Source organism: Enterobacter cloacae complex sp. HYC033_NIDB (genome assembly GCF_056673335.1).
The window spans coordinates 3,073,655-3,098,038 of record NZ_CP115123.1 but is presented as its reverse complement, the minus strand read 5'-3'; the positions used below and the strand labels follow the sequence as shown (position 1 = coordinate 3,098,038).

Below are 24,384 nucleotides of genomic sequence, written 5' to 3'. Positions count from 1 at the left end.
GGCGTTCGGTTTGCTGAACGCCTTTTTTATCGCTCGCGCAGCGCCTCTTTCGCCTTATTCAACGGTTTCAGCAGATAATCAATGACGGATTTACTGCCGGTTTTGATATCAACCGTGGCTATCATGCCCGGGAACACCGGAAATTCCTTGCCCTGCCTGTTGGTCAGATGGTTACTGTCTGTCCGAATATAAACGCGATAATAATAAACATCCCGTTTCACCTCGTCCTGAAGGGTATCCGGGGAAATCATCGTCACCTCCCCTTCCAGCCCGCCGTAGATCGAGTAGTCATAGGCGGTGATTTTCACCAGCGCTTTTTGCCCGGGATGGATAAACGCGACATCGCGCGGCGAGATTTTCGCTTCTATCACCATCTGGTCATCAAGCGGTACCAGGCTCATCAGTTTGCCGTTCGGCGGGATCACCCCGCCCACCGTCGTCACGTCAATGTCCTTCACGATGCCACGCACCGGTGCATTAAACGTTAAGCGGGTGAGTGAATCTTCGCGCCCTTTCATGACCGAACGCTGCGCTTCCATTTCTGCGTTCGCTTTCGCCAGTTCTTCGCGGGCGCGAACGTAGTACTGGTTTTTCATCTCGGTGATTTTGCTCTCCAGCTCATTTTTTTGACGTTCAAGTCGTAAGACTTCGACCTTACTGGCTGCCCCCTGCGTCACCAGCGGGCGCGTTAATGCCAGTTCACGCTGCACGAGATCCGCTCCCTGGCGTAAACCCGCCAGCCCTTTTTCCAGGCTTTCGCGACGTGACTGATAAAGCGCCGTTTCCTGTTTGACCAGCTCAACGTCGTCATCCAGCTCTGCCGGGAAGACCAGCGCGGTGTCGTTCACCTCGGCATTCAGACGCGCGGCCGTCGCCATCGCAGCGTTTAATCGAGACTCGCTCTCCAGCACGCTGGACTCGGTTTTCGTCCGGTCCAGCTGGGCAAGCTGTTGACCACGCTCGACGATATCGCCTTCACGCACCATCAGACTGTGGATAATCCCCCCTTCCAGGGACTGGATCACCTGCTCGTGGGAGGACGGGATCACCTTGCCGCTGCCCGTCGTGACCTCATCCAGCTGGAACAGGCTGGCCCAGGTAATAAACACCACCAGCAGGGCAAACAGCGACCATGCCACCAGCGACGAACGCGGCAGGCGGGGCTCCTTCAACCGGCTGTTAAAGCGGGAGAAATCATTCATGCCACGCCCTCCGTTTTCAGTTTAACCGTGCGCTGCGGCGCCTGCTGCGGGGCCATTCCGTGCTGGCGTAAAATGGCATCACGAGGGCCATCCATCACCACTTTGCCGTTTTCCAGGACGATGATGCGGTCAACCAGGTCCAGAATCGGCAGGCGATGCGTCGCCACCACCAGCGTCCGGCGCTTACCGAGCCACTGGTGAAGATGCTGGATAAACTGCTTCTCGCTGACCTCATCCAGCCAGGCGGTGGGTTCATCCAGCAGCAGAATATTCGGCGAGGTGATCAGCGCGCGCGCCAGCAGCAGCGCCTGACGTTGCCCGCCGGAAAGCCCCGTTCCGCCCTCATTGATGATGGTATTCAGCCCCATTTTCTGCTTGCGCACAAACTCCAGCGCGCCGCTGTTGACCAGCGCCTGATGGATTTCCTCGTCTGTCGCCAGCGGATTACCCATCAGGATGTTGTCCCGTACGGAGCCGAAGAACAGCCGCGCCTGCTGGCTGAGCAGCTGCATGTCGCGGCGCACGTCGGCCGGGTCAAGATGATTGAGAGCAATATCGTCCAGCAAAATGCTGCCCTGCTGCGGCTCCTGCATTCCCGCCAGCAGATGCAGCAAGGTGCTTTTCCCCGAACCATTCCGCCCGAGCACCGCCACGCGCTCCCCGGCGCGAATGCGCAGTTTGCTGATATTCAGCACGGTGAGCTTCTCTTCTTCGTCGTAATAAAACCCGACGTCGTCCAGCCGGTAATCACCGCGCAGGTGGGCTTTATGCACTTTTTTGCCGTGCTGGGGATCGTCAATCGGGCGCTGCATCAGGTCATCCAGTCCCTTGCGGGCCACCTTTGCCGACTGCCAGCGGGAGAGCACGCCGGAAATCTGCGACAGCGGCGCAATGGTCCGGGACGCCAGAATCGAGGTGCCCACCAGCGCACCGGTGGTCATGTCGCCGCTGATAACCAGATAACACCCCACCAGCAGCACCACGGCGTAGACGATAGACTGCACCTCCTGGGTCCAGGTCAGCAGCAGCCCCGTCAGCCAGCGCTGCTTCATGCCGACGCTCGCGGCAACGTCATTGGTGTTATTCCACTGGTTCTGAAACCGCTGCTCGGCGCGCATCAGCTTGATGTCCTCAAGCCCCTGCACCGCTTCCACCAGCGTGGCGTTACGAATTGCCGATTCACGCATCCCTTCGCTGGAGAGTTTTCCCAGCGGGCGCTGCACCAGCAGGCCGGGAATGAGCAGCAGCGGTACGGCCAGCAGCACGACCAGCACCAGCGGGCCGCCAATCATCCACAGAATGAAGACGAACAGCAGGAAGAACGGCAGATCGGAGATAGCGGCAATGGTGGTGGAAGTGATCAGCTCCCGCACCGACTCCAGCTCGCGGATCTGGGCGATAAACGACCCGGTCGATTTCGACCGTGCGCCGTTTTTGATCCTCAGGGCGTGGGCAAACACGCGCTCGGAAATACGCAGGTCGGCGCGTTTCCCTACCACGTCCGAAATATGCACCCGCAGCATGCGCATGATGAATTCAAACACGATGGCGATCATCACGCCGCCAAACAGCACCCACAGCGTGGCCTCCGACTGGGACGGCACCACCCTGTCGTACACCTGCATGGAAAAGACCATGCCGGAGAGCGCCAGCACGTTGGCGACCAGCGCCACCAGCATTATGTCACTGTAACGACGCCAGTCTTTCAGCGCCAGCTGCCAGAACCAGTTTTTCTCATAGGGTTTGATGTAATCATCCACGCGCGCATCCGGCGTGGACTCCAGGGGACGCAGCACCATCAGCCCCTTTAACCGCGTACCGAGTTCGTCGCGCGTCAGCGTTGTCTCCAGCCCCCCGTCGCCGCTAAACTGCACGCTGACGTTCCCGTCGTTGTCCATACGGTTGATGACCGCAATTTGCCCGCCGGTAAACTCCGCCAGCAGCGGTAAGCGCCAGGGATCGAGCGATACGGCTTCCGCCGCCACCCAACGCATCCCCAGCCCAAGCTGGCGCGCCATCTCCTCCAGCACCAGCTGGCGTGGCGACTGGCTTTCATGGTTAATCGTGACCCGAACATGCTCCGCCGAAAAATCCAGCCGATAATATTTCGCGATGATGAGCATGCCCTGCAACCAGGGTTCGTACTGTGGATGTGTCTTCATAATCTCCGGGTTAACGCAATTCGTTAAAGAAACGCCAAAAGGCCGCGAGGATCCCTCCCCGCGGCGGTGTTTTACGCAATTAACAATTGATGATTCGCCAGCAGCGTCGCCAGATCCGTCTGCACCCCGTTCAGCGTCACCAGCGTGGTCGGCGTGAACTGACCGCCGGTGCCGTCCAGGTCAACCTGGATCTCGGTGTTGCTGCCGTTCTGCACCACGCGGATATAGTCGGCGATGTTGCCTGCGCTGCTGTCCAGCGTCGCCACGCCGTTGACGTAGCTCGCCGAACCGGTGCCGGTATAGCCGCTGTCGGAAAGCAGATCGCGCAGATCGATACGGTCCGTATCCGCCGTCCCTTCCCAGGTGCCGACGGTAAAGCCGTTCACCACATCGCTACCGTTGCCGCCCGTCGCGTCAGACGCGTTGATCAGCTTATAGAGCAACGTATCGTGACCGCCGCTGCCGATGTTGAAGGTGTCGTTCCCGCCCCGGCCTTCGAACTGGTTATCACCGCTGTTGCCGGTGATCACGTCGTCGTAGTCGGAGCCGTTGATGCCTTCAATATTCAACAACCGCGTGGTACCGAATCCGGTGTCCTGCGCCGTTGAGAGGCGCAAATCAACGGTTATCCCAGAGGTGGCATTACGGTAATCCACCACGTCCATGCCGCCGGTATTGCTCCAGGTGTCGTAGTCGGAATGGGTATTCCAGCCGCCGGAGCCGTTATAGGTATAGGTCCCATCCTCTGCGATAAAGGTGTCGTTATACCCGGTACCGGTAAGGGTTCCGCTGTGGCCGCCGGTGGCCGCTTCAGCGGTGAGAACATAACCCTCTTTGCCGTTGCCCGCGTCCAGGCCGGTCCAGGTGACGTTATCCGACACGCCGTTGGTGATCTTCACGATCTCCGCCGAGTAGGTTTCGTTCGGATCCAGCCCGTAGAAACTCACCAGCGCAGAGGTATCGTTCGAGCCAATGCCGGACTGGGCGTTGATGATCTGCGAGGCCACCAGCACGCCCGCAGCGTTATACAGATTGACCGTGTTGCCGTAGAAAGCGTTGATGCCCTCGCTATCGACAATGTGCAGATGCATCGCGGTACCGTCAGCGATCTCCGCATTGTTCTGCACCAGCACCACCTTGCCGTTCTGCTGAGACACCAGCAGATCCTGCGCGCCGTCCCAGTTGTAGTCCACCGCGGCCACACCGGTAACGTTCGCCAGGCCGGAAGCCAGCTGGCTTGAGGTCCAGGTTGAGCCGTAGCCGTTGTTGGTGAACAGGGTCGCCGTCTGTGAGCTGCCGTAGGTGCTGAGCTTGATGATGTCCATCTGCCCGTCACCGTTCCAGTCTACCGCCACCGACAGATAGCCCGCCGAGGCGTTAGAGGCTTCTACCGCGCTCTTGGTCGTAGAAAGCTGTCCTGCACCGTTGTTGTAGTAAATCACCCCGCCGGTGTTGTTGTAGCTGCTGCCCAGGTACAGATCCATGTAGCCATCGCCGTTGAAGTCCGCCCACGTCATGGAGGCCGCCGTGGTGGTATTCGCCGCGTTGGCCACAAACACGTTGGTCAGGTTCTGGCCAATGGAAAGCGTACCGTTCCCGTTGTTGGTAATCACGGTGAGCGAGTACGCCCCGCTGCGGTTGGTGTGCTGCACGATGTCCACGGTACCGTCGTTGTTCAGGTCGACGCCGGAGATTTCACGCCCGGAATCGAACTGGCCGTAGAATCCACCTTCCCCGCCGGTGCCGTCCGGCGACAGAACGCCGTTGGTGTTCACCAGGTAGGTCAGGGAGTCCATACCGGCATCGCCGTACGCCAGATCAAGATAGCCATCGCCGGTTTTGTCGTAGGCAATTACGCCGCCGTACCAGATGGTGGTTCCCATCGCCAGCTGGCTGGCGGTGTAGCTGCTGCCATCGTAGGTCCACATCACCTGCGTAGAGCCCGCGTAGGTGTTCTCCGTCGCAAAGATATCCTGCGTGCCGTTACGGTCAAAGTCAGCTGCCGTCTGGCTCACCACATAGTAGCTACGGGTGTTAGTTAACGTATTCCCGGCATAGGTTGAATCATCGCTGCTGGAATAAGACTGTCCATTAGCGATGATATTCCACAGCCCGCTGCTGTTCATGCCGAGAGTCATGGTTGAGTTGTTGCTGTTCCCCGCAGTGGTCGCCCAGTCGGTATTCACCGAGGTGGTATCGATCACCAGGCTACCGGTTGCCGTACCGGTGGTGTTACCGTTGCCCGCGCTACTCTTCACCTGCGCGGTTACGTCGTAACTCGCCACACTCAGGGCATCGCTGTCCGGGATCTGTAGATACCAGGTATTGTGATCCGGGTCGATTACCACCGCGCCGCCGGTCTGCGACGTATAGGTTTTCCCGTTCACCATCACCACCAGGTATTCCCCGTTCACCAGGTCCGCAGACACCGTGCCATTAATAATTGGCGTGGTATCCGAGGTGGTCTGGGCAGTAATCGCCGCCGTGGTGGTCGGGATGCTGGTATCGACGTTCAGCACAAAGCCATCCGATTCCGTGTAGTTACCGGCTTTGTCGGTGACGCGCAGAATGTAGGTGTGATTCCCGTCGAGCAGGCCGTTGTCCTGATAGGACCAGCTTGCGCTGCCGTTCATCGTCACCTGACCCAGCAAGATCCCGTCCCGGTAAAGCTGCACGATCTCGCCGTCTTCCGGAGCGCGGTTAAGCGTACCGTTGATCAGCGGCGAGGTATCGTCCGTCGCGACTGATGCGCCGTACGTGCCTGTACGTTCACCTTCCCCGTCGGTATAGCTGACCACCGTTCCCACCGTGTCAGGCGGCGTGGTATCAACCGTTACCACCTGCGAAGAGGTTGAGCCGACGTTGCCCGCCTGGTCGATGATCCGCACCTGGTAGGTGTAATCCCCATCTGCCAGATCGCGGGTATCCGTATAGCTCCAGCGCTGGTTAGTGACGGTAGTGTCAATCCAGGTATTACCGCCGTCGAGGCTGATCTGTACGCGCTCGTCGCTGGCCAGCGCGCTGCCCAACGAGCCGTTGATCGTCAGCGAGGTGTCCATGGTGATGAAATCACTCCCGGACTGCCCGGTATCTTCGCTGATGCTGTCAATGGTGATGCCGTACTGCGGCGCCTGGGTATCCACCGTCACGTCCTGCGTGGTGGTGGCCCCAACGTTGCCCGCCTGATCGACAACCCGCACCTGATAGCGGTAGTCGCCGTCGGCCAGGGTGCGGGTGTCGTTATAACTCCACCGGGTGCCGCTTACCGTGGCGTAAACCCAGGTGGTGCCGCCATCCATGCTCACCTGCACATACTCACCCGCCCCGAGTTCGGCCCCGAGCGTCCCGTTGAGCGTGTACGAGGTCGAACTGGTCAGGAAGTCGTTATTGTCGAAGCCGGTATCGACGGTGATGTTATCCACGGTCACCGTAATCGCCGCATCCGGCGCGACCGTATCGACCGTCACCTGCTGATGAGCGCTGGCACCCACGTTGCCCGCCGCATCCACTACGCGAACGTAGTAGTCATAGGTCTGGTTACCCAGCGTGCGGCCGTCCACGTAGTACCAGCTGTTGCCAGTGACGATCACGTTCTGCCAGGTGACCCCGCCGTCGATGCTGATCTGGGCATATTCGCCGTCGGCCAGCGTTGCGCCGAGCGAGCCGTGCAGCGTCAGGGAGGTGTCATTGGTGATAAAGTCGCTGCTGCTCAGGCCGGTATCGTCGCTGATGCTGTCGATAGCGATCGTTTTGCTGGCGTCCGGCGCGACGGTATCAATGGTCACCACCTGGCTGGTAGTGGCGCTGATATTCCCCGCGTCGTCAATCACCCGCAGCTGATAGTTGTAGTCTCCGTCGGCCAGCGTGCGGCCGTCAACGTAGGTCCAGCTCAGGCCGCTGACGCTCACGTCAGTCCAGGTTGCGCCACCGTCGAGGCTGATCTGAGCGTGGTCACCGCTGCCCAGGGCCGCGCCGAGCGTCCCTTTCAGGCTGATCTGGTTGTCGCTGGTAATAAAGTCGCTGTCGGACAGGCCGGTATCCTGCGAGACGGAATCCACGGTAATAGTCGCCGCCGCAGGCTTCGTCAGATCGATTACCACGTCCTGGCTGTCCGTTGCCCCAACGTTGCCTGCATTGTCGATCACACGCACCTGGTACTGGTACGTACCGTCGGTCAGGGTGCGACCATCGGTGTAGCGCCAGGTGGTGCCGGTGACGGTCAGGTCAATCCAGGTGGTACCGCCGTCAAGGCTGATCTGCGCCTTCTCGTTATTGCCGAGCTGCGCGGTCAGGGAACCATTCACCACCACCTGGCTGTCGCTGGTGATGAAGTCATTCGCGCTGAGGCCGGTATCGTTTTGCAGGGAATCAATGCTGATCCCCATCGACGGTGCGGTGAGATCCACGGTAACGGTATGGTTATCGCTGGCGCTGTTGCCGATGGCGTTGCTCACCTGCGCGTTAAACACGTACGAACCGCCGTCCGCCAGCGCGGACACGTCTGCGCTGCCGACCGTATAGCTCCAGGTGCCGTCATTTTGAACGGTAGCCGTGTAGGTTTTACCGTTAAGCATAATGGTCACCGTCTGGCCCGTTGGCGCATCGGTGGTGCCGCTGATAACCAGCGGCGTGCCGTGCTCGGCGGCGTTGACGATATCATCCTGCGCAAAGGTGTTAATGGCGATGGTCGGCACGTCGCCGTTCAGCGTCACGTCGTGCGTTGCGCTGCCCGGGTTACCTGCCTTATCGCTCACCGTAGCCGTAATGGTGTAATCCCCGTCGCTCAGTCCGAGGAAGTCGCGTCCCGGCACGAAGACGGACCAGGAGCCATTCGCCGCCACGGTCGCCTGATAGCTGTGGCCGTTGAAGGAAACGGTCACCGTCTGGCCCTGCTCCGCGGTGGTGGTCCCGCTGATGGTCTGTCCCGCCAGCTGCTCGGCGTTGTTGACGATATCGTCATCGGCCACGGTGCTGATGGTCACGGCTGGCGCGACGGTATCGACCGTTAAGGTATGCGTCGTCTGGCCGTTATTACCCGCCTTGTCGTTCACCGACGCGGTGACCGTCAGCGCGCCTTCGCTCAGGTTGGCAAGATCGGCGGCCGGGACGTCGAGCGTCCAGGTGCCGTCGTTTGCCACAAGCGCAGTGTAGGTTTTCCCGCCCAGCGTGACGGTCACCGTCTGGCCGGCTTCCGCGCTGGAAGAGCCGTGTACGGTGAGCGGCTGCTGGGCTTCCGCCGCATTCAGCACATCGTCGCCCGACAACGTGTTCACGCTAATCACCGGCGCGGTGGTGTCCACGCTGATGGTGTGCGTCGCCGAGGCGCTGTTCCCGGCGCTGTCCTGCGCCGAAACAGAAACCTGGTAGCTCGCGCCGTCGGCCAGGGTGCCCACGTCGGCGGCCGGTACGGTGGTTGTCCAGGAGCCATCGCTCTGGATAGTGGCCGTATAGCTCTTACCATTCAGGGTGATAGTGACCTGCGTGCCGTTAGCAAACTGCGCGCTGGAGCCGTTGATGACCAGCGACGCCCCCGCTTCTGCCGCATTGATCACGTCATCGCCGCTGAGGGTGTTGACGGTCAGCGCGACCGATGCGGTATTTACCACCACGTCATGGGTCTGGGTGCTGCTGTTTCCCGCGCTGTCGGTGATTGTCGCGCTGAGGGTCACGGTGCCGTCGGTCAGGGCAGAAATGTCGCTGGCAGGAACGCCCACGCTCCATTTGCCACTGGCGTCAACGGTGGTGGTGTACTGGTTCGAACCTATCGTGATGACCAGCTTATCGCCGACGCTGGCGCCGGTTGCGGTGCCGCTGACGACCTGCGCCTGCCCGTGCTCAACGCTGTTGATGACGTCATCGCCCGCCACGACGTTAAAGCTGACGGTCGGCGGCGTGGTATCGAGCGTAATCGCTTTGCCCGCGCTGCCCGGGTTACCCGCGGCGTCACTCACGCTCACCTGCACGGTGTAGCCGTTATCCGCCAGAGTGGACAGATCGGCGGCCGGCACGTTAATGCTCCAGACGCCGCCCTGCTGAACCTGTGCGGTATAGCTGTTTCCACCGAGGTTAACGGTTACCGTCTGACCGACTTCAGCCGTGGTGGTGCCGGAAATGGCCACGCCCGCAGCTGCTTCGCTGCCGTTGATCACGTTGTCGCCGGCTACCGTGTCAATGGTCACGGTTGGCGCCGTGGCATCCACGCTGTACTCCCGGCCCGCAGACGCGCTGTTGCCGTTCACATTGGTCACGCTCACCTGCACGCTGGCGTCGCCGTCTTTCAGACCCGCAAGATCCGAGGAAGGCACGGTGGCCGTCCAGTTGCCGTCGGCATCGACTTTGGCGGTGTAAGACTTGCCGCCAAAGGTGATGGTCACGGTCTGGTTCTCTTCCACATTGGAGGTGCTGCCGGACAGCACCAGATCCGCACCTTTCTCCGCCGCGTTAATCACGTCGTCGGTGGCGATGGCATCAATGCTGATCGCCACGGCTGCCAGATCGACGGTGACGTCGTGGCTGATAGAGACCGGATTGCCCGCCGCGCTCTGGCCTGCAACGGTCACGGTAACCGTGCCCGCAGCCAGGGCCCCGACGTCTGCTGCCGGGATCGCCGCGCTCCAGGTACCGTCTGCCAGCACGGAGGCCGCATAGGTTTTGCCATTGACGGTCACGGTGAGCGTAGTGCCTGCCGCCAGTCCGTCGCTGGAGCCGGTGACAATCAGGTTCTGTCCATGCTCGATGCTGTTAATCACATCGTCGCCCGCGACGGTATCCACGCGCAGGCCCGGCAGGCTGGCGTCGATAGTGATATCGCGCTCGCCCGTTCCCGTATTGCCATGGTCATTAGTGACGGTTGCTGACACCGTTAAATCGCCATTGCCCAGCGCGGTCAGGACGGATTCCGGCACGTTAACGGACCAGGTCAGATCGCTCTGCACCGTCGCGGTATAGGTGTTGCCGCCGATGTTCACCGTCACGGTGTTACCGATGTCCGCGTTCGCCACCTTACCGGTAATGGTCTGGCCTGCGGCCACTTCCGCCGCGTTGATGACGTTGTCCCCCGCCACGGTGTTGATGGTGACGGTTGGCAGCGCGGTATCGACAAGCAGGTTCGCCGTAGTGCTGATGCTGTTGCCCACGCCGTTGGTGGCCGTCGCGCTCAGGGTGTAGCTGGCTTCACCGAGGCCTGACAGATCCGCAGCCGGAACCGTCAGGCTCCAGGTGCCGTCTGCCGCAGTCGTCGCCGTGTAGTTTTTACCGTTCAGGGTCACGGTGACCACGGTGCCTTCCGCCAGGTTGGCGCTGGTGCCGCTGACGCTCAGATCCTGGCCTTTTTCAACGGCGTTCAGGACGTTGTCATCGCTGATGGCGTTGAAGCTGACCGACGGCAGACCGGTATCGACGGTCACATTATGCGTGCCGCTGCCGGTATTGCCCGCCGCGTCGGTGACTGACGCAGTGACGGTCACGCTGCCGTCGCTGAGGCCTGAAATCACATTCGCCGGAACGCCCACGCTCCAGTTACCCGCCGCATCCAGCACGGTGGTGTACGACTGGCCGCCGATGGTGACGGTGACAGTGTCGCCCGCCGCCGCGCCGGTGGCGGAGCCGCTGATAATTTGCGCCTGATTGTGTTCAGCCACGTTAATCACATCGTCACCTGCAACGGTGTGGATGGTCACCGCAGGTACGGTGACGTCCACCGTCAGGGTGTGGTCAACCGACGCCGGGTTACCCGCCTTGTCGCTGACTGAGGCGGTGACCGTCACGCTGCCGTCGGTTAATCCTGCCAGATCCGCCGCCGGAACGTTCAGCGTCCAGCTGCCGTTCGCGCTGACGGTTGTGGTGTAATCTTTGCCGTTCAGCGATACGGTCAGCGTCTGGCCTGCTTCGGCGGTACTGGTGCCGGAGATTGCCAGGTCTGACTGAGCTTCCGTGGCGTTCAGGATATCGTCGGTGGCAATCGTGTTGATGGTCACGGACGGCGCGGTAGCATCCACGCTGTACTCACGGCCCGCCGAGGCGCTGTTGCCGTTCACGTTGGTGACGCTCACCTGCACGCTGGCGTCGCCATCCTTCAGGCCAGCCAGATCCGCTGACGGCACGGTGTAAGTCCAGTTGCCGCTGTCGTCCACGGTGGTGGTGTAGATCCTGCCGTTCAGACTGATGGTCACGGTCTGCCCGGCTTCCACGTTGGTGGTCGCACCGGACAGCACCAGATCCGCGCCCTTCTCCGCCGCGTTAATCACGTCGTCGGTGGCAAGCGCATTGATGCTGATGGCAACGGTAGCCAGATCCACGGTCACGTCGTGGCTGATGGTGATCGGATTACCCGCCGCGCTGTCACCGGTAACGCTGATTTTTACGGTGCCTTCCGGCCACGCGCTCACGTCGGCGGACGGGATCGCCGCGCTCCAGGTGCCGTCTGCCAGTACCGTTGCCGCGTAATCTTTACCGTTGACGGTAACCGTCATCGCCGTGCCCGGCGCCAGCCCGTCGCTGGAGCCTGAAACAATCAGGTTCTGCGCGTGCTCGATGGTGTTGACCACGTCGTCACCCGCCACGGTATTCACGCGCAGGCCCGGCAGGTTAGCGTCGATAGCGATCTCGCGTTCGCCGGTGCCGGTGTTGCCGTGGCCGTTGGTGACGGTCGCCGTCACGCTCAGGCTGCCGTTGCCGAGTGCGGTCAGCACGTCAGACGGCACGTTGACGGACCAGGACAGATTATTCTGCACCGTTGCGGTGTAGCTGTGGCCGCCGATAGTCACGGTCACGGTGTTGCCCGCTTCGGCATTCGCCACGGTGCCGCTCAGTGTCTGACCTGCCGCCACTTCCGCCGCGTTGATGACGTTGTCCCCCGCCACGGTGTTGATGGTAACGGTTGGCAGCGCGGTATCGACAAGCAGGTTCGCAGAACTGCTCACGCTGTTGCCAACGCCGTTGGTGGCCGTCGCGTTCAGGGTGTAACTGGCCTGACCGAGACCGGCCAGATCCGCAGCCGGAACTGTCAGGCTCCAGGTGCCGTCTGCCGCAGTTGTCGCCGTGTAGTTTTTACCGTTCAGGGTCACGGTGACCACGGTGCCTTCCGTCAGGTTGGCGCTGGTGCCGCTGACGCTCAGATCCTGGCCTTTTTCAACGGCGTTCAGGACGTTGTCATCGCTGATGGCGTTGAAGCTGACCGACGGCAGACCGGTATCGACGGTCACATTATGCGTGCCGCTGCCAGTATTGCCCGCCGCGTCGGTGACTGACGCAGTGACGGTCACGCTGCCGTCGCTGAGGCCGGAAATGACGCTGGCCGGAACGCCCACGCTCCAGTTACCCGCCGCATCCAGCACGGTGGTATAAGTCTGGCCGCCGATCGTGACGGTGACCTTATCGCCCGCCGCCGCGCCGGTGGCGGAGCCGCTGATAATCTGCGCCTGATTGTGTTCAACCACGTTAATCACGTCGTCGCCTGCCACGGTGTGGATGGTCACTGCCGGAACGGTGACGTCCACCGTCAGGGTGTGGTCCACCGACGCCGGGTTACCCGCCTTGTCGCTGACGGCCGCGGTCACGGTGACGCTGCCGTCGGTTAATCCTGCAAGGTCAGCTGCCGGCACGTTCAGCGTCCAGCTGCCGTTCGCGCTGACGGTTGTGGTGTAATCTTTGCCGTTCAGCGATACGGTCACCGTCTGGCCTGCTTCGGCGGTGCTGGTGCCGGAGATTGCCAGGTCGGACTGCGCTTCTGAGGCGTTCAGGATATCGTCGGTGGCAATCGTGTTGATGGTCACGGACGGCGTGGTAGCATCCACGCTGTACTCGCGTCCCGCAGACGCGCTGTTGCCGTTCACGTTGGTGACGCTGACCTGCACGCTGGCGTCGCCGTCTTTCAGACCGGTCAGATCCGCAGACGGCACCGTGGCGGTCCATTTACCCTCAGCGTCCACCGTGGCGGTGTAGTTCTTGCCGCCGAAGGTGATGGTGACGATCTGGTTTTCTTCGACGTTCGAGGTGGTGCCGGAGAGCACCAGATCCGCACCCCTCTCGGCGGCGTTGATCACGTCGTCGGAAGCGATGGCGTCAATGCTGATGGAGACGTTTGCCAGATCCACCGTCACATCATGGTTGATAGTCACCGGATTGCCCGCGCTGCTCTGGCCTTCAACGTTCACGGTGACCGTGCCTGCGGCAAGGGCACTCACGTCCGCAGAAGGGATCGCCGCGCTCCAGGTGCCGTCTGCCAGCACGGTAGCCGGATAGGTTTTACCGTTTACGGTGACGGTCAGCGCCGTACCCGCCGTCAGGCCGTCGCTTGAACCCGTGATAATCAGATTCTGCCCGTGTTCGATGCTGTTAATCACGTCATCGCCCGCTACGGTGTCCACGCGCAGGCCCGGCAGATTCGCGTCGATAGTGATATCGCGCTCGCCGCTGCCGCTGTTGCCCACGCCGTTCGTGACGCTGGCGGTCACGGTCAGATCGCCATTGCCCAGCGCGGTGAGCACAGACTCCGGTACGCTGACGGACCAGGTGAGATTGTCCTGTACCGTTGCGGTGTAGCTGTGGCCGCCAACAGACACAGTCACGGTGTTGCCCGCTTCGGCATTCACCACTGTGCCGCTAATGGTCTGGCCGGTTGCCAGCTCCGCTGCGTTGATCACGTCGTCGCCCGCCACGGTGTTGATGATGACGCCAGGCAGCACGGATTCCACGTTCACGGTGTGCGAGGTGCTGGAGCTGTTGCCGACGCTGTCCGTCGCGGAGGCCGACACGGTGTAAAGCGCTTCACCCAGTTGCCCCACCTCGCTCGCCGGAACGGTTGTAGTCCATTGGCCATTGGTGTCCACCGTGGCGCTGTACGCTTTGCCGTTGAGCATCACGGTGACCACCGCGCCCGCTGCCAGCCCGGAAGCCGTACCTGTGATGGTCAGATCCTGCGTTTTCTCGCTGCTGTTGATCACATCGTCACCGGACACGGTGTCAATGGTCAGCACCGGCGCGGTGAGGTTGACTTCAACCTCGTGCGTTGTGCTGTTGCTGTTTCCGGCTTTATCGGTCAGCGCCGCGGTGATGGTGTAATCCCCGGCGGCCAGGGCACTCACGTCCGCCGCAGGCACGCCCACGCTCCACCTGCCGGAAGTGTCCAGGGTCGCGGTGTAATCTTTGTTATTGATGGTGACGGTCACCACGTCGCCCGCCGCCGCACCGGTCACGGAACCGGTGACAATCAGCGCCTGCGCATGCTCGGCGCTGTTGATCACGTCGTCGTCGGAAACGGTGTTAATGGTCAGCTGTGGCACCGTGGTATCCACCAGCACATCGCGGTCCGCCGAGGCCGGGTTACCCGCCTTATCCGCGACGGCTGCCGTGATGGTGTAATCGCCGTCGGTAATCGCGCCGATATCCGCAGACGGTACGGTGACGCTCCAGCTGCCGTTCGCCTGTACGGTGGTGGTGTAGTCCACGCCGTTCAGCGTCACGGTCACGGTCTGACCCGCTTCGGCGTTGGAGACACCGTTAACGACCAGATCCTGCTGCGCTTCGGCCGCGTTGATGATGTTGTTGTCGCTGACGATCTCGATGGACACCGTCGGCGCGGTGGCGTCCACGCTGTATTCGCGGCCCGCCGAGGCGCTGTTGCCGTTCACGTTGGTGACGCTGACCTGCACGCTGGCGTCGCCGTCTTTCAGTCCGCCCAAATCGGCAGACGGTACGGTCGCCGTCCAGTTGCCACTGGCATCCACCGTCGCAGTGTACAACTTGCCGCCGAAGGTGATGGTAACGGTCTGGTTTTCTTCCACGTTGGTGGTCGAGCCAGACAGCACCAGGTCCGCGCCTTTCTCAGCCGCGTTGATTACGTCGTCCGAGGCAATCGGATTAATGCTGATGGCGACTGCCGCCAGATCCACTTTCACGTCGTGGCTGATGGAAACCGGGTTACCCGCCGCGCTCTGGCCGTCAACGGTCACAGTGATTGTGCCTGCGCTCAGCGCGCCGACGTCCGCCGCCGGAATAGCCGCCGTCCAGGTGCCGTCCGCCAGCACGGTTGCCGCGTAGGTTTTGCCGTTGACGGTGACCGTCAGCGCCGATCCGCTCGCCAGCCCGTCGCTGGAGCCGGTGATAATCAGGTTTTGACCATGTTCGATGCTGTTGATCACATCGTCGCCTGCCACGGTATCCACGCGCAGGCCCGGCAGGCTGGCATCAATCGTGATGTCGCGTTCGCCGGTGCCGGTGTTGCCGTGGCCGTTGGTCACGCTCGCTGTTACGGTGAGATCGCCGTTACCGATAGCGGTTAAGACGTCAGACGCCACGTTAACCGACCAGCTCAGGTCGTCCTGAACCGTCGCGGTATAGATGTTGCCCCCGACACCGATCGTGACAGTGTCACCGCTCGCCGCGCCGCTCACTTTCCCGCTCAGGGTTTGTCCGGAAGCCACTTCCGCCGCGTTAATCACGTCGTCGGTGGCAACCGCATTAATGGTGACCTGCGGCAGCGCGCTGTCGACCAGCACGCTATGGCTGGTATTCGCGCTATTACCCGCGGTATCGGTCACGCTGGCCGTCACGCTGTAGCTCGCTTCGCCCAGTACCGAGACGTTTGCCGCCGGAACGGTGACGCTCCAGTTACCGCTGGCATCGGTGGTGGCGGCGTAACTGACACCGTTCAGGGTTACGGTGATGCGGGTCCCGTCCGGCTGGTTGCTGGTGCTGGAGATCAACAGGTCCTGGCCTTTTTCGGTCGCGTTGATCACGTCGTCAACCGCCAGGGTATTGATGGCAATCACCGGCGCGGTCAGGGAGACGTCAAACGCGTGCGTCGCGCTGGTGCTGTTGCCCGCTTTATCGGTGAGTGTGGCGGAGATCGTCTGATCGCCGTTAGCCAGCGCGCCCACGTCCGTCGCCGGAACGCCCACGCTCCAGTTGCCGGACGCATCCAGCATCGCGGTGTAGTCTTTGCCGTTCAGGGTCAGGGTAATCACATCGCCCGCCTGCGCGCCCGTCACCTTGCCGGTGACAATCAGCGCCTGGCCGTGCTCGGCAATATTAACAATGTCGTCGCCCGCCACAATGTTGAAGGTAATCTGCGGCACGGTAGTGTCGACCAGCACGGACGCCCCCGCGCTGGCCGGGTTGCCCGCTTTATCGGACACGGTCACCGTGACCGCCGCGCTGCCGTCGGCGATCCCCGCCAGATCCGCCGCCGGAACGTCCAGCGTCCAGCTGCCGTTCGCCTGCACCTGGGCGGTGTACTGATTGCCGTTGAAGGTCACGGTGACCGTCTGGCCTGCTTCGGCAGTAGACGTCCCGCTCAGGGTCAGATCCTGCGCCGCCTCTGCCGCATTCAGCATGTTGTCGCCGCTGATGGTGTTGATGGTGACCGCTGGCGCGGCGGTATCGACGCTGAATGCCTGCGAGGAAGAGGCCGCGTTGCCGTTCACGTTGGTGACGCTGACCTGTACGCTGGCGTCGCCGTCCTTCAGGCCGCTCAGATCGGCAGCCGGTACGGTGCAGGTCCAGTCGCCGTTGGCATCGACCATCGTGGTCCAGGTTTTACCCGCAAAGATAATGGTAACGGTCTGGCCCGCTTCAACGTTCGAGGAGGAGCCGGACAGCACCAGATCCTGGCCTTTTTCTGCCGCGTTAAGCACGTTGTCGTCCGTCACGCTGTTGATGCTTATCGCCACCGGGGCGAGATCGACATCCACAACGGTACCGATATTCACCGGGTTGCCGGAGGTATCCTGCGCGCTGGCGCTGATGGTGAGCGACCCGTCCGCCCACCGGGAGACGTCGGCAGCCGGAACCGCAGCCTGCCAGGTGCCATCCGCCAGTACCGAGGCGGAATAACTCTTGCCGTTGATGGTCACGGTGACGGTGCTACCCGCCGCCAGGTCGGTGCTGGTGCCGGAGATAACCAGGTTCTGCGCGTGTTCAATAACGTTAATAACGTCGTCACCGGCGACGGTATCAATGCGCAGGCCGGGCAGCTGGGCGTCAATGGTGACATCCAGGGAAGACGATCCGGTATTGCCGTGCGCGTTTGTCACGCTGGCCGATACGGTCAGGTCGCCGTTACCGAGCGCGGTTAACTGACTCTGGGTTAACGGCAGGCTCCAGGTGAGATCGTCCTGTACGGTGGCCGTGTATGTCTGCCCGCCGAGGATAATCGTGACGGTATCGCCCGATGCCGCGTTAGAAACCTTTCCGGTCAGGGTTTGCCCTGCGGCCACTTCCGCCGCGTTGACGATATTGTCGCCCGCGAAGTTGTTGAGGGTAACAACCGGCAGCGAGCTGTCCACCAGCACATCGTGCGTGGTAGCGGCGCTGTTGCCCACATTATCGGTGACGCTCGCCATCACGGTGTAATTGGCTTCACCCAGCGCGCTCACCGCAGAAGCGGGGACGGTAACGCTCCAGTTGCCGCTGGCGTCGGTGGTGGCGGTGTAGTTGATACCGTTCAGATTAACGGTGATGGTGGTTCCTTCCGGCTGGTTGCTGGTACCGGAAAGCAGCAGATCTTCGCCCTTCTCTGCCGCATTGATCACGTCATCCACGGCCAGCGTGTTAATACCGATAACGGGCGTCACAGTATTGACCACCACATCCACTGAACTGCTGCCGGTGTTGCCGGATTGGTCGGTCACGGAGACGTTAATGGTCCAGGTGCCGTCCGTCAGCCCCTGAACGACGGACGCAGGCAGGCCGAGGCTCCAGTTGCCTGCCGCATCCACCACGGTGGTGTAGTCCACGTTACTGATGGTGATGGTGACCAAATCGCCCGCCGCCGCGCCGGTGACGGAGCCGCTCAGGATCTGCGCCTGAGCATGGGCCAGCTGGTTAACGGTGTTGGTGTCGGTGACGAAATCGTTGATGGTCACCTGCGGCACGGTGGCATCCACCAGCCCAACGCGGTCCGCGCTGCTGCTGTTGCCCGCCACGTCACTGACGGTGGCCGTCACGGTGACATTGCCATCGGTCAGCGCGCCTACGTCGGCGGCAGGCACGTTCAGCTGCCAGCGACCGTCCGCCTGTACCGTGGTCTGGTAAGATTTACCGTTCAGCGTGACGGTGACCGTCTGGCCCGCTTCAGCGGTTGTGCTGCCGCTGAGCACCAGATCCTGCTGCGCTTCTGCCGCATTAATGATGTTGTCGTCGGTCAGGTTATCAAGCGTAATGGCTGGCGGCTGCGTATCGACGATCACCACGCGTGAGGCGTCCGCGCTGTTGCCGTTGACGTTAGTCACGCTGACGCTCACCTGCGCACGCCCGTCGATCAGCGTTTCCATCGCGCTCGCCGGAACGGTCAGGTGCCAGGAGCCGTCCTGCTGCACCTGTGCAGTAAAGGTTTGATCCGCGAATTTCACCACCACGGTCTGCCCGGCCTCCACGCCCTGCGTCTGACCAGAAAGCGTGACATCCGCACCTTTTTCCGCCGCGTTGAGCATATCGTCAGTGGTTACGGTATCGATGGTGACGGCCACCGCATTCAGGTCAAGCTCGATCGGGTGTTCAGCCGCCACGGTGTTGCCCCAGGCATCTTCCGCGCTGACGCTGACGGTCATGCCTCCCGCCGTCCATGCCTGAAGATCCGCCGCCGGCACGCCAATCTGCCAGTTGCCGCTTGCGTTAACCGTGGTGACGTATTCGACATTATTGATGGTAACGGTGATCTGTGTGCCTTCGGCCAGATGAGTGCTGGAGCCGGTTACGGCCAGATCCTGCTGCTGCTCGATGGCGTTAATCACGTCATCGCCAGAGATCGTGTTCACGCGCAGGCCCGGCAGTTCGGCGTTGATGTTGATATCACGTTCGCCGGTGCCGGTATTGCCGTGCGCATTGGTGACAGAGGCGCTGAAGGTTAAATCGCCGTCGCCAAACGCCTGGAGGTCGGCCGATGGGATCGTCACGCTCCATTTGAGGTCGCTGCCAACCGTTGCGGTGTAGCTCTTGCCGCCCACGGTGACAGAGACGGTATCGCCCGCCGCCGCGCCGGTGACGCGTCCACTGAGGGTTTGGTCAACCGCCGCTTCGGCGTTATTGACCAGGTTATCCCCGGCAAAGGTGTTGACGATCACCTGCGGCAGCACGGTGTCTACCAGCAGATTCGCCTCGGCGGAGCCGCTGTTACCCACGCTGTCGGTGCCGCTGACGCTGACGGTGTAAAGGGTATTCGCCAGATCCAGCACGTCGGAAACCGGCACCTGAACGGACCAGCGACCGTTCTCAACGGTGGCCTGATAGTTAACGTTGTTCAGCGTCACGGTGACAGCGCTGCCGTTCGGCAGATTACTGGTCCCGCTCAGGCTCAGGGGCTGCATGGCCTCCTGCGCATTCAGGACGTTATCCTGGCTGATGGGGTCAAGGGTAAATTCCGGCGGGTTGCCGCTCAGCGTAATGCCGTGCGTCGCGCTGCCGGTGTTGCCCGCCGCATCGGTCACGGAGACCGAAATGCTGTGGCTACCTTCCCCCAGCGCGCCAATGACGGAGGCAGGCACGCCGACGCTCCAGCTGCCGTCCGCCTGGACGGCACCGGTAAAGGTCTTGCCGCCAACGGTCACGGTGACAATGTCGCCCTCCGCCGCGCCGTTCGCCTGGCCGGAAATAATCTGCGCCTGCCCCTGCTCGCTGGTGTTCAGAATGTCGTCGCCCGCGACGGTGTTGATAGTGACCACTGGCGCTGCGGTATCGACCGTGAAATCGGCGGTGGTGGATGACCCGTTACCCGCTTTGTCGCTGACGTTTACCGTCAGGGTGTGCTCGCCGTTAGCCAGCGCCTGTACTTCACTGGCCGGAAGCGTAACGGACCAGCTGCCGTCGCTGCCCACGGTCGCCGTGTGATTTTTGCCGTTCAGCGTGACCGTCACAATCTGGCCCGCTTCCGCATCGGTTTTCCCGGTCAGCGTCAGCGGCTGATTATGTTCAGCCGCGTTGATGATGTTGTCCTGGGCGATCGTGTCGACAGAGATCACTGGCGAGGCGGTATCCACGCCAATCGTCTGGCTGCCGGACACGGTGTTGCCCGCCGCGTCTTTTCCGCTGACGTTGACCGTCCAGGTACCATCGCCCAGCGCCTGTGCGTCGGCAGCAGGCACCTTCACGCTCCATGCGCCGTTTGCCCCCACTTCTGCGGTATAGGTTTTACCGTTGAGCGTGACGGTAAGCGCCGTTCCCTGGGCCAGGTTTTTGCTGGTGCCGGACAGCGTAAAGCCAGCGGCCTGCTCGCTGGCGTTGATCACGTTATCGCCCGCCGTGGTGGCGAGCGTCACGCTGGTATCCGCTGTAGAAACGGTTACGGTAATACTGCCCGCAGAGGTCGATTTACTGCCGTCGATCTGTACGACGGACCAGGTATGTTCCCCGTCGGCCTGGGTCGGGAGTGTTACCGTCCAGGTGCCGTCCTTCGCGACCATGGTGCTGGCGATGGTGCTGCCGCTGCCGTCTTTAACCTGAATGGTCGCGCCCGGCTGCCCGGTACCGCTGAAGGTTGGGGTGTTGTCATCCGTGACCTCTTTTGCACTCAGCACGCCCTGCTTGTCACCCGCGTTGTCCGTCAGCAAAAATGTCGGCGTGGCGCTTTCGACTTCTTTTGTATTATCAATAACCCTGGTTTTGGTTTCGCCATCGCCGCCGTGAGCCAGCAGTGCGCCGATCGCACCGCCCCCTAACGCCGCACCGGCAATCCAGCCCCACGGCGCATCGCTTAAGACGCTTCCCTGCTCCAGGAAAGGTTCAATGCTGCTAATGGGTGCAGCCTGGGCGGTTAATTCGGTGGCGGCAACGCCTGATGCTTCCCCGGCATCGGCAAATGAAATATGCGTCAACGCCTGGTTATCGTTAAATACCAGCTCGGAATGATTATGGGTTTCCGTGTCTTCGACAAAATAATTATTGCAGCGGATCACGCTGCCATCTTTCATATAAATGAGGAGGTCATTCCCCTGGCGGACATAACGCACCACGTCCTGAGCAGAACCCTGAATTTCAATCACGCTCGGTGAGGAAATAGAGACCGAGAGATTCCCCTCTCCGGTTAATTTCGTCTTCTCTGCCGTTTTGCGAATGATGACATCAACAACTTTTGCGGTACTCATATTCTTCTCCTTGCAGGTGCGCGTATTCCTGTGGATATGTCCACCAGAGGGATGTAGCTATCCTTGGGAAAAATCACCCATTATTGTCTGACTTATTTCGCGCAGAAAGGCGCGCCTTTTTTTAACTTAAATCAGGTAATTTCGCGGCAGCGTTTTTCTCTATTCCGATAAGCGGCATGAGATTATCCACCGCAGAGGCGTAATTAATCGCCGCACTCCAGCCATCGTATTCAGCCATTATTTTCGCTGAGGTGGCAGACCAGACATCCTGCTCCACGCTGAGCAGATCGTTAATGCTGCGCTTGCTCAGGGTATATTCATTTTTGTAGACATCGCGGGCGCGCAACGCATTTTCCAGCTGACGTTTCCCGGCTTCCATTCGTCCTCGCGCCCCGGTCCAGTCGGCCTGTGCGACGGAGGCTTTTTGCAGGACATCAAAACGGGCCTGATCAACCTGGGACGATGCCATTGCCCTTGCGCCCTCGGCCTGACGGACGCGCGCCGAGACCGCGCCGCCCTGATAAAGCGGTGCGTCAATATTGAGCTGGATCTGATCATCCCAGTAGGCGCGATTATCAGACTCATAGCGGGTGCGGCCCCCTTTCAGGCTTAAGGTCGGCCAGTGCTGAGACCTGGCGGTTTCTACTCCGTACTGGGCTGAACGCTCCATGTTCTGCGCGGCCATCACCGTTGGGATCAGTGAATAATCAATCCGATTGAGAGAATCCGGCTCCACGGCCAGACCTCCCGGAACCGGTGAATAGCGTTCAGCCTGTATGCCAGTTAATACCGCCAGCCGCGCGCGGGCGCTGTTCAGAGACGCATTATACTGCTCTACCGTCGCCTGCATCCCGGCGATACGGGTGCGGGTCTGAAGCTCATCAGAGGTGGAGCTTACGCCAGCATCGGCGCGGAGTTTTGCCAGCTGCTCAACGTTTTTAAGCGCCTGCACGTTCTCTTTTGCCGCCTGCAACAGATCGCTGTAGCGTTTTACTTCCACATAGCTGAGGGCCGTTTTTTCCGCGACGGCAGACATCGTGCTCATCAGCTGGTAGCGATAGCTGTCACGCTGAGCTGAAGACTGGCTGATGCTGTTATTGGTCTTGCCAAAATCGTACACCAGCTGCGTCAGGCTCACGCCCCAGGCTGCGGAATTTCGCAACGAGCCGCTTGAATCGGTGGTCTGGCTGTGACCCGTACTCCCGTTCAGGGCTATTTGTGGCATCCAGCCACTGCGCGCTTCGTCTATTTGTGCCTGGCCGATCCCCAGTTGCGCTGCCTGCTGGCTCACCGAGGGGTCGCGATCGAGAGCGAAAAGAATACTTTCTTTCATCGTCATTGCCGCAACGGGAGATATCCCCGCCTGGCCGTTATTTGCATTAGCCGCAGTCACCACCAGCGAAATTAAGGTCAGGGAGACAGATAATCTGAGCAACCTGTTATTGCATTTCATCTTCATAATATCCCCCGACTCCAGGTGATAGCCAAATAAATACCCAGGAAGAGGTACAAATAATTCTTCAGAAATCCCTCACCTCTTCTCGATTAATTTGGGCAATAGTTCCCCAAGCCCATTTCAATTGAGATGAGAGCCGTTCAATCTCTTTTTTTCTTTTAAGAATTTACTTAAATATTTATTGATTCGCAGCATAACAAAATGTGATATGAGCAACCACACCCGCAATGTTAATGCGGTGTTACAAATAAGAAAAAAGATGGGGTTTCTGGACAAAACGTTATAAAAGGCCTTTCAGATGAAACAAATAAACCCCCTGTAATATAAAGAAAATTCTAAAATGCCCCGGTGTACATTTTTGCGTTAATTTCACCCCGAATCAGACACAAAGATTTTCAAAGAAATGTCAACTTAAGTAATACACCGAATAAAATTGAATTATTTTACTTTAAAAATAGAAACTAATAGATATATTCACTAATTTATAATTACAAATTAGCTAAACATTCTGGTTAGAGCCAATAATCCGACAGCTTAAGCCAAATTTTCAAGTAAAACATAGCGATAACAACATACCTAAAAGATACATACATGTTTTTGATGACTGATTAATGCGATATCAATAATCACATCATTAAACTGTTTTTGGATAACATCCCGCACCTGTCGCGATTCCCTTTCCTGCAAAATGCTGTAAACTGCGATTTATTGCGACATTTTGCAGGATACTGCCCCATGCATAAAACCGCCAGACAGAAATATGTGCTTGATATCATTACTGAGCAAGGCCAGGCCAGCATTACCGAGCTGGCAGAGCGATTGCAGGTTTCGGCGGACACCATCCGTCGCGATCTGACCGACCTGGAAAAACAGGGACTGGCACAAAAAAACCATGGCGGCGCCATCGCGCTGAATCTCTCGACGATGACCCGAGTAAGCAGGAATAGCTTGCTCCCTGAAATTAAGCAGCGGCTGGGTAAACAGGTTGCGCAATGCGTGCCTGCGGGCTCGACGCTTTTTCTGGACGCCGGAAGCACACTGCTGGCCGTTGCCTCTTTCCTTCAGGGGCCGCTGACCATCATCACCCCTTCTCTTGATATCGCCCAGCAGGTTAGCGATCGGGAAGATATTGACCTGATCCTGCTCGGTGGAAAGTGGGATCAGAAACAACGCCTGTTTGCCGGAAGCGCCACCCTTTCCCTGCTCTCTCGCTACCGGGCGGATATTGCCATCCTTGGCGCATGCGCCATCCATGCCGAACTCGGATTGAGCGCCAGTCAGGAGGCGGATGCCGAAGTGAAGCGTGCCATGCTGGCCGCAAGCCAGGCGCACTGGGTAGTCGCCGACCATCTAAAACTCAACCAGTGCGAACCGTATCTGGTGTCAGGGTTATCCGAGATTCATCAACTGTTTTTAGATCGTCCCTGGGCAGAGCTCGGGGACCATAGCGCCTTGCAGGTTACCGTTGGCGCGCATTAACGTGGAGA

At 60.2% G+C, this 24,384-nt stretch carries 5 protein-coding genes; 1 reads left to right on the top strand and 4 read right to left on the bottom strand.

The genetic code is table 11. The annotated features are described in order from the left end of the window. Positions 1 to 26 precede the first annotated feature (26 nt). The 4 genes from O1721_RS14875 to O1721_RS14860 form a co-directional block, all read right to left on the bottom strand. Positions 27 to 1,202: an HlyD family type I secretion periplasmic adaptor subunit gene (locus tag O1721_RS14875; protein WP_032648254.1), complete on the bottom strand. Its 1,176-nt coding sequence runs from the start codon at positions 1,200 to 1,202 to the stop codon at positions 27 to 29. Continuing rightward, a complete protein-coding gene (locus O1721_RS14870; protein WP_032648253.1) occupies positions 1,199 to 3,364 on the bottom strand; it encodes a type I secretion system permease/ATPase in 2,166 nt (721 codons plus the stop codon). Before O1721_RS14870 ends, O1721_RS14875 begins: the two co-directional genes overlap by 4 nt. Positions 3,365 to 3,435: 71 nt before the next feature. Continuing rightward, a complete protein-coding gene (locus tag O1721_RS14865; RefSeq protein ID WP_032668897.1) occupies positions 3,436 to 21,441 on the bottom strand; it encodes an Ig-like domain-containing protein in 18,006 nt (6,001 codons plus the stop codon). 121 nt (positions 21,442 to 21,562) lie between these two features. Further along, positions 21,563 to 22,900: a TolC family outer membrane protein gene (locus tag O1721_RS14860; protein WP_032648249.1), complete on the bottom strand. Its 1,338-nt coding sequence runs from the start codon at positions 22,898 to 22,900 to the stop codon at positions 21,563 to 21,565. Between the two features lie 732 nt (positions 22,901 to 23,632). On the opposite strand from O1721_RS14860, the gene O1721_RS14855 reads away from it, so the two are divergent. Further along, complete coding sequence (locus tag O1721_RS14855; protein ID WP_015570569.1) at positions 23,633 to 24,376, top strand: DeoR/GlpR family DNA-binding transcription regulator; 744 nt, start codon at positions 23,633 to 23,635, stop codon at positions 24,374 to 24,376. Positions 24,377 to 24,384 lie beyond the last annotated feature (8 nt).

Excerpts from the sequence above, each read along its gene's own strand:
- O1721_RS14875 (WP_032648254.1), bottom strand. The coding sequence starts at position 1,202 with ATGAATGATTTCTCCCGCTTTAACAGCCGGTTGAAGGAGCCCCGCCTG.
- O1721_RS14870 (WP_032648253.1), bottom strand. The coding sequence starts at position 3,364 with ATGAAGACACATCCACAGTACGAACCCTGGTTGCAGGGCATGCTCATC.
- O1721_RS14865 (WP_032668897.1), bottom strand. The coding sequence starts at position 21,441 with ATGAGTACCGCAAAAGTTGTTGATGTCATCATTCGCAAAACGGCAGAG.
- O1721_RS14860 (WP_032648249.1), bottom strand. The coding sequence starts at position 22,900 with ATGAAGATGAAATGCAATAACAGGTTGCTCAGATTATCTGTCTCCCTG.
- O1721_RS14855 (WP_015570569.1), top strand. The coding sequence starts at position 23,633 with ATGCATAAAACCGCCAGACAGAAATATGTGCTTGATATCATTACTGAG.